The sequence below is a fragment of the Myxococcota bacterium genome, assembly GCA_035498015.1.
Lineage (GTDB): Bacteria > Myxococcota_A > UBA9160 > SZUA-336 > SZUA-336 > VGRW01.
Genome location: DATKAO010000050.1, coordinates 1 through 6,588 on the forward strand (window position 1 = coordinate 1; position 6,588 = coordinate 6,588).

8 protein-coding genes are annotated in these 6,588 nt (G+C 67.6%); 5 read left to right on the top strand and 3 right to left on the bottom strand.

Features of this window, described 5'->3' with window-relative positions; all coding sequences use genetic code 11:
• The 3 genes from groEL to VMR86_04230 form a co-directional block, all read right to left on the bottom strand.
• Window positions 1-804: chaperonin GroEL (gene groEL, locus VMR86_04220; protein ID HTO06242.1), on the bottom strand; the 804-nt coding region annotated here is incomplete at its 3' end.
• Between the two features lie 16 nt (window positions 805-820).
• The gene (groES, locus tag VMR86_04225) at window positions 821-1,108 is read right to left on the bottom strand and encodes a co-chaperone GroES (GenBank protein HTO06243.1); all 288 of its coding nucleotides are present in this window, start codon (window positions 1,106-1,108) and stop codon (window positions 821-823) included.
• A gap of 97 nt (window positions 1,109-1,205) precedes the next feature.
• On the bottom strand, window positions 1,206-3,113 hold the full coding sequence (locus VMR86_04230; protein ID HTO06244.1) for a hypothetical protein: 1,908 nt from the start codon (window positions 3,111-3,113) through the stop codon (window positions 1,206-1,208).
• Between the two features lie 159 nt (window positions 3,114-3,272).
• Here VMR86_04230 and lexA point away from each other — a divergent pair, with 159 nt between their 5' ends.
• From lexA to VMR86_04255, 5 genes are all read left to right on the top strand, one after another.
• Window positions 3,273-3,875, top strand: coding sequence for a transcriptional repressor LexA (lexA, locus tag VMR86_04235; protein ID HTO06245.1), 603 nt, complete (start codon window positions 3,273-3,275; stop codon window positions 3,873-3,875).
• 24 nt (window positions 3,876-3,899) lie between these two features.
• Complete coding sequence (locus VMR86_04240) at window positions 3,900-4,232, top strand: 6-carboxytetrahydropterin synthase (GenBank protein HTO06246.1); 333 nt, start codon at window positions 3,900-3,902, stop codon at window positions 4,230-4,232.
• Entirely contained in the window at window positions 4,229-4,645 is a 417-nt protein-coding gene (locus VMR86_04245; protein ID HTO06247.1) for a 6-carboxytetrahydropterin synthase, read from the top strand. Before VMR86_04240 ends, VMR86_04245 begins: the two co-directional genes overlap by 4 nt.
• Window positions 4,642-5,205 carry a GTP cyclohydrolase I FolE gene (gene folE, locus VMR86_04250; GenBank protein ID HTO06248.1) on the top strand — a complete coding sequence of 188 codons (564 nt, stop codon included), beginning with the start codon at window positions 4,642-4,644 and terminating at the stop codon, window positions 5,203-5,205. The genes VMR86_04245 and folE overlap by 4 nt, the downstream gene beginning before the upstream one ends.
• Window positions 5,206-5,728: 523 nt before the next feature.
• Window positions 5,729-6,588, top strand: an 860-nt coding sequence (locus tag VMR86_04255) for a sigma-70 factor domain-containing protein (GenBank protein ID HTO06249.1), incomplete at its 3' end; no start/stop codon positions are given.

Consider the following 6,588-nt stretch of genomic DNA (forward strand, 5'->3'; position numbering starts at 1 on the left):
GCGGATCTTGTTCACGACCAGCGTCGCGAGCGCCTCGCCCTCGATCTCTTCGGCGACGATCACGAGCGGCTTCCCGCCGCGCGCGACCTGCTCGAGCAGGGGCAGGAGGTCCTTCATGTTCGAGATCTTCTTCTCGTGCAGGAGCAAGAGCGGATTCTCGAGCACGACCTCCATGCGCTCGGCGTCGGTCACGAAGTAGGGCGAGAGATAGCCGCGGTCGAACTGCATGCCCTCGACGGTCTCGAGCTCGGTCGTCATCGACTTCGCTTCCTCGACCGTGATCACGCCCTCCTTGCCGACCTTCTGCATGGCGTCGGACAGGATCTGGCCGATCTCGCGGTCGTTGTTGGCGCTGATCGTGCCGACCTGCGCGATCTCGGACGGGTCGCGCGTGGGCTTGGAGATCTTCTTCAGCTCCTCGACGATCGCGGCCACCGCGGCGTCGATGCCGCGCTTGAGCTCGATCGGCGAGTGACCCGCGGCGACCATCTTCAGGCCCTCGCGGAACACCGCCTGCGCGATGACCGTGGCGGTGGTGGTGCCGTCGCCGGCGACGTCCGAGGTCTTCGAGGCCACCTCGCGCAGCATCTGCGCGCCCATGTTCTCGAACTTGTCCTCGAGCTCGATCTCCTTGGCCACGGTGACTCCGTCCTTGGTGACCACCGGCGAGCCGAAGCTCTTCTCGATGATCACGTTGCGGCCCTTGGGGCCGAGAGTCACTTTGACCGCGTTGGCCAGGGTGTTGACGCCGCGGATGATGGCATCCGAAGCGCTCGTGTCGAACTTGATTTCCTTCGCGCTCATCTCGTTTCCTTTCGCTTCAGCCGAGGATCGCGAGGACGTCTTCCTCGCGCAGGATCACGTGTTTCTCGCCGGACACGGTGATTTCCGTGCCGGAGTACTTCCCGTAGAGGACGCGGTCGCCGACCTTCACGTCGAGGGGGGTGAGCCGGCCGTCGTCCTGGACCTTGCCCTTGCCTGCGGCCACCACGACACCCTGCTGGGGCTTCTCCTTGGCGGAGTCGGGGATGATGATCCCGCCGGCGGTCTTCTCTTCACCTTCACTGGGCCGCAGGACCAGCCGGTCCTGCAGCGGTCGGATCTTCATGGAGCCCTCCGTCAGTTGCTTCGCGTTTACGCCTGGTTGGCACTCGCACAACGGGAGTGCCAAGGGGGCGCCAGGATTGCGCCGCCGACCCGCGAAGTCAACGCCGGGCGAGCTGCGCCCGCAGCCGCTCGACGTTCTGCAGCGCGCCCTCGGGTCGTGAGAACGGGCCGCGCGGGATGGCCAGCTCCGCGGCCGCCAGCGCGCGCTCCGGGGCGCCCGCGCTCTCGAACGCCGTCGCCTCGGCCTGGCGGAGCGTCGGCGCGAAGCGCGGCTCGACCGCCAGACCCTGATCGATGAAGCGCTCGATGCCCGCCAGGTCGTGCTCGCGCCCGGCGATGGCGGCGAGCCGCCCGTAGGCCAGCGGCAGGAGTGACTCGCGCGCCAGCGCCTTTTCGAGCAGCTCGCGTGCGCTCTTCGTGTCACCGCGCTGGAGCAGGACGTAGGCGATCGACACCTGCCACTGCGGGTCGTCGCCGACCACGGTCTCCGGGTCGGGCAGGGGATCGCGCAGCCGCGGTGAGTTGGGTGGGAGCAGCACGGCCGCGGCATCGTCGACATACACCAGCCGCCAGCCGAGCCGCGGGTCGCTGAGCGCCTGGGCCAGCGTCCCGCCGCCCGAAGGCAGGATCGCGAAGTCCGGGTGGTACAGGAGCAGGCGGCCGGCGAGCCAGGCGATGCGCCGGTCGAGCTCGGCCTGGTCGTAGCTCCCGCCCAGGATGCTGATCATCTGCACGTAGTCGTTGTAGACCGGCTCGGTGTAGAGCGTGTTGGCGCGCCCGTCGATGAACAGCTTGAACTGGGGCGCGTGCAGCATGAGATACCCGCCCCAGTTGTAGAAGTTGAGCGCGCGCGTGCCCGGCTGGAGCGCCGCGGCATAGCGCAGCGCGGCGCGCGGATACAGGTGTGACTCGGTCCAGCGCTCGAGCGGCTGCGGGAACAGCCGCACGTCGCGCCACGACGCCAGGGCGACCGCGAGCGCGAGCAGCGCGGCAGCGAGCTCCGCGCGCGGGCGCGCGGCCTCGGGCACGAGCGCGCGCGCCGCGCCCAGCCCCGCGCTCGAGAGGCGCGCGACCAGCGGCAGGGAGCAGAGCGCGAACAGCGGGATGAAGCGCCGCGAAGTGACTGCCATGGTGCAAGTGACTGCCGCGAGCCCGAGCAGGTAGAGGTCGCCGCCCGCGCGGCCGCGGCGCACGCGTCCGACCAGCTCGAGCGCCGCGCCCGGCGCGGCCAGGAGCAGCAGCAGGCAGAAGAAACGCCCGTTGAACCAGCGCGGGTCGAGCGAGAAAGGCGGGGCCTGCCACTCGAGGATCGAGCGGAACGGCGAGCTGGAGTCGAGATAGGCGGCGGGATACTCGAGGATGCGCCAGCCCCACGGGTTGCACAGGAAGGCCAGCCCCGCGGCCGCGACCCCCAGCCACAGCGTCGGGTCGACGCGCCGCCGTGAGTCCTCGGCGGTCTGCACCAGCGCCAGGAGCCCGATCGCGCCGAAGCCGAACACGAAGCCGCCGTGCAGGTTGCACCACAGGACCATGAGCGGGGCCCACAGCCAGCGGGCGCGCGGCCAGTCGCGCGTGAGCACCACGATCCCGACGAACAAGAGAGTGACTTCGTGGGGCCGGATGTCCAGGAACCAGTAGCAGCTGGCGGCGGCGGCCCAGAGCGCCAGCGCCGAGGCCAGGCCGTCGCCCGTGTGGCGCCACGCGACCGCGCCCCAGACCGCGAACACTGCGACCAGGAGCAGGTAGTTCGCGACGGCGACCGCTTCCGGCGCCACCGAATACACCGCCCAGTAACACACTCCCCAGAGCCATTCGTGGTGCATCCACGGCTGGCCCGAGAAGGTGAAGGAGAAGTCGTCCGTGGTGGGGACGCTGTGCTGCGCCCAGATCTCGCGGCCGGCGGCCAGGTGCCACCACAGGTCCGAGCCCGCGACGGAGGGCTGGAACCAGGCACCGGCGCCAATCAGGCCGACCGCGACCCACAGGACCCGCTGGAGTTTCGCCATATTTTCGACTACGCTCCTGGGGAGCAGGCCCTTCACCCGGATTCGGCTCCTTCCGGGGCTCTTTACAGGTACTGGTAGTTCGACCCGCGGAGTAGACTCGGCAACACACCCGACTCAGTAGGGCTCCTGCGGCGGCGCAGGGTCCCTAGGGGAGTTCGCATGCATCTCACCAAGCGGCAGAAAGAGATCTTCGATTTCGTCTGCGAGTACCTCGAGCGGGCCGGATACGCGCCCAGCCTGGAGGAAATCGGCGAGAAGTTCGGGCTTTCGTCGGTCGCGACGGTGCACAAGCACGTGCAGAACCTGGTCGACAAGGGTCTGCTGCGGAAGGCCTGGAACCGCAGCCGCTCGATCGAGGTCGTGCGCGAGCAGCAGTCGGGCTCGGGCATCGAGATCCCCCTGCTCGGCCGCGTCGCGGCGGGCCAGCCGATCGAGGCGGTGGCCACGTCGGACTCGATCTCCGTACCGACCGACATGGTCGGCCGGCGCGACTGCTTCGCGCTGCGCGTCACTGGTGACTCGATGATCGACGACCACATCATGGATGGTGACATCGTGGTGCTCGAGTCGCGCAAGCTACCGCACGCCGGCGAAACGGTCGTGGCGCTGGTGCGCGGCGAGGAGTGCACGCTGAAGCGCTTCTACCAGGATGGCGGGAAGATCCGCCTCGTCCCGGCCAACGAGCGACTGTCGCCCATGGAGTTCCCGGCCGAAGACGTGCAGGTGCAGGGAGTCGTCGTCGGTCTGCTCCGGCGCTTCTAAAGGTCCGTGTATCTCACGCGCAGAATGGACTTCTCGGCGTCGCACCGCGGCGCCGACGGGAAGGTCACCGGCCACAACTACGAGCTCGAGGTCACGATCTCGGGTCCCGTGAGCCCCGAGACGGGCATGGTGCTCGACCTGAAGGAGCTCAAGGACGTGATGGAGCGCGAGGTCGAGGCGCGCTTCGATCACCGCTCGCTCACCGACGACACGCCCTGGTTCAAGGACCGCCCGGCGACGCCGGAGAACTTCGCGGCCGTGATCTTCGAGCTGCTCGAGAAGGCGCTGCCGGCGGGGACCCTGTACCGCGTGCGGCTGCATCCCACCCCCGACGTGTACGTGGAAGTGACTCGGTGATCCGCATCGTGCAGCGCTTCGCCTTCTCGGCCGCGCACGTGCTCGCGCGCGGCGACTGGCCGGCCGAGCGCAATCGCGCCGTGTACGGAAAATGCGCCAATCCGGCAGGTCACGGGCACAACTACGGAGTCGAGGTCGCCGTCGAGGGCGAGGTCGACGCGGGCAGCGGGCGGATCCTGCCCGAGGGCCGGCTCGAGGAGCTGGTGCGGACCCGCGTGCTCGACGAGCTCGACCAGACACTGCTCAACCGCGACGTGCCGGCGTTCGCGAGCACGGTGCCGACCGCCGAGAACATCGCGCGGCACATCTGGGATACCCTCGACGGGCATCTGGCGCCGGCCAGGCTCGTCGCGATCCGCCTCGTCGAGACGCGGAACAATTCGGTCGAGTACGCGGGAGGCGGAGCGGTTTGAGTCGACTGGAGGAGATCGTCGAGGAGCTCCTGGGCGAGCTCGGCGAGGACCCCAAGCGCGAGGGCCTCTTGCGCACGCCCGGCCGCGTGGCGCGCGCCTACGAGTTCTTCACCCAGGGCTACCGCCTCGACCCGCAGAAGATCCTGAACGACGCGGTGTTCGAAGAGTCCTACGACGAGATGCTGATCGTGAAGGACATCGACTTCTTCAGCCTGTGCGAGCACCACATGCTGCCGTTCTTCGGCCGCGCGCACGTGGCCTACGTGCCGAACGGGCGCATCGTGGGTCTGTCGAAGATCGCGCGCCTGGTCGAGATGTACTCGCGCCGCCTCCAGGTGCAGGAGCGGCTGACCAACGAGATTGCGCGGGTGATCGAGAAAGTGCTGCAGCCGCGGGGAGTTGCAGTCATCCTCGAGGCCCAGCACCTGTGCATGATGATGCGCGGGGTGCAGAAGAAGAACTCGTACGCGATCTCGAGCGCCATGCTCGGCGAGTTCCAGAGCGACCCCAAGACCCGGGCCGAGTTCGTCCAGCTGATCCATCGCTCGCGCGATCTCTAGCCCCGGCCGAATTCGGCTACGCCGTGGCGCGTCAGACGTTCCGACCGGAGGGCTTCTGCTCGGGGGTGTCGAGTCTGCGTCGGGCTGCCGATCCGAGAGCGTCCCTAGAGTTCTCGGAAGTCCTTAGAAGTGCTCGAGATTTTGGCGAGGAAGTCGCAGTTGACAGAATCGCTAAAGTCGCGTAGCGTGCGCGTCGAAAAGAAGGCAGCCCAGTTCTATTCTTCGACCGGCCCCCCCTTCGGTAGGTTCGCTGGAACCGTCGGAGTGTGAGCGGAGCCGTTTTTTTGCACGTTGGTTTTGACACGCTGCGTCGGAGACAGACCGGCAAGCGTGATTGCGTTGGCGGCCACCACGGGGGGTGGCGGTCGCAAGGGCTCGGAAAACTGAGCGGCGGAGCCAGACATCCAAATCTTGGCTCAGGAGCTGCTGCTGGTGAGTCCGAGGCCGAATGGGCGTTTCGGTTGCTCGGGTCCAAGAGGCAGTTTCGCCTCGGGCCACCGAGCAGGAGATGGAAGCAAGCATCATGAAGGGCGCACGCTGGGCAGGAGGTGAGTCGACGGTGATCGATCCCGAGCACTCCAACGTCGATCCGGAGGAGGAGGCCGCGCGGAATCGCAACACGCTGCTCTCCTACTTCAACGACATCGCGAGCATCCCGACGCTCACGAAGGAAGAGGAGGTCATGCTCGCGAAGGAGATGGAGTCCGCCACGCACGAGATGCGCAGCGGCATCCTCTCGGTCTCCTTCACCTGGCGCGAGGCCATCGAGATCTGGCGCGGTCTGCAGGCCGAGAACCGCGTGACCGCCAAGATGTCGGAGGCGTACGGCTCCGGAACGCCGGAAGGCGAGGAGCGCGGGGAGAAGCTCGACAAGTGCCTGAAGCGCGTCGAGGTGCTGCTCGCGAAGTACAACGAGCTCGAGGCCGCGAACAAGGACGACAAGACATCGCTCGGCAAGCTCGAGGCGAGCATCCAGAAGGCGCTGCGCGATGCGGACCTGTCGATGCAGATCTTCGAGCGCATCCGCCGCAAGCTGCGCGCCGCGCGCGACACCATGGCGAGCTACGAGCGCCAGATCCGCGACCTGCGCTCGCCCAAGCGCCTGCCGAAGACCGAGAAGGGCAAGCAGGACCGCGAGAAGGAGCTGCGCGCGCTGCGCAAGCAGCTGCGCGACGTCGAGATCTCCGTCGGTGTGAAGGCACCGGACTTCATCCAGCTGATGGATGGCGTGGACCTCGCCTACGAGCGGCTGATGTTCCACAAGAACAAGTTCGTGCAGCACAACCTGAAGCTCGTGATCGCGATCGCCAAGGACTACCGGAACATGGGGATCGCCTTCCAGGACCTGATCCAGGAGGGCAACCTCGGGCTGATCCGCGCGGT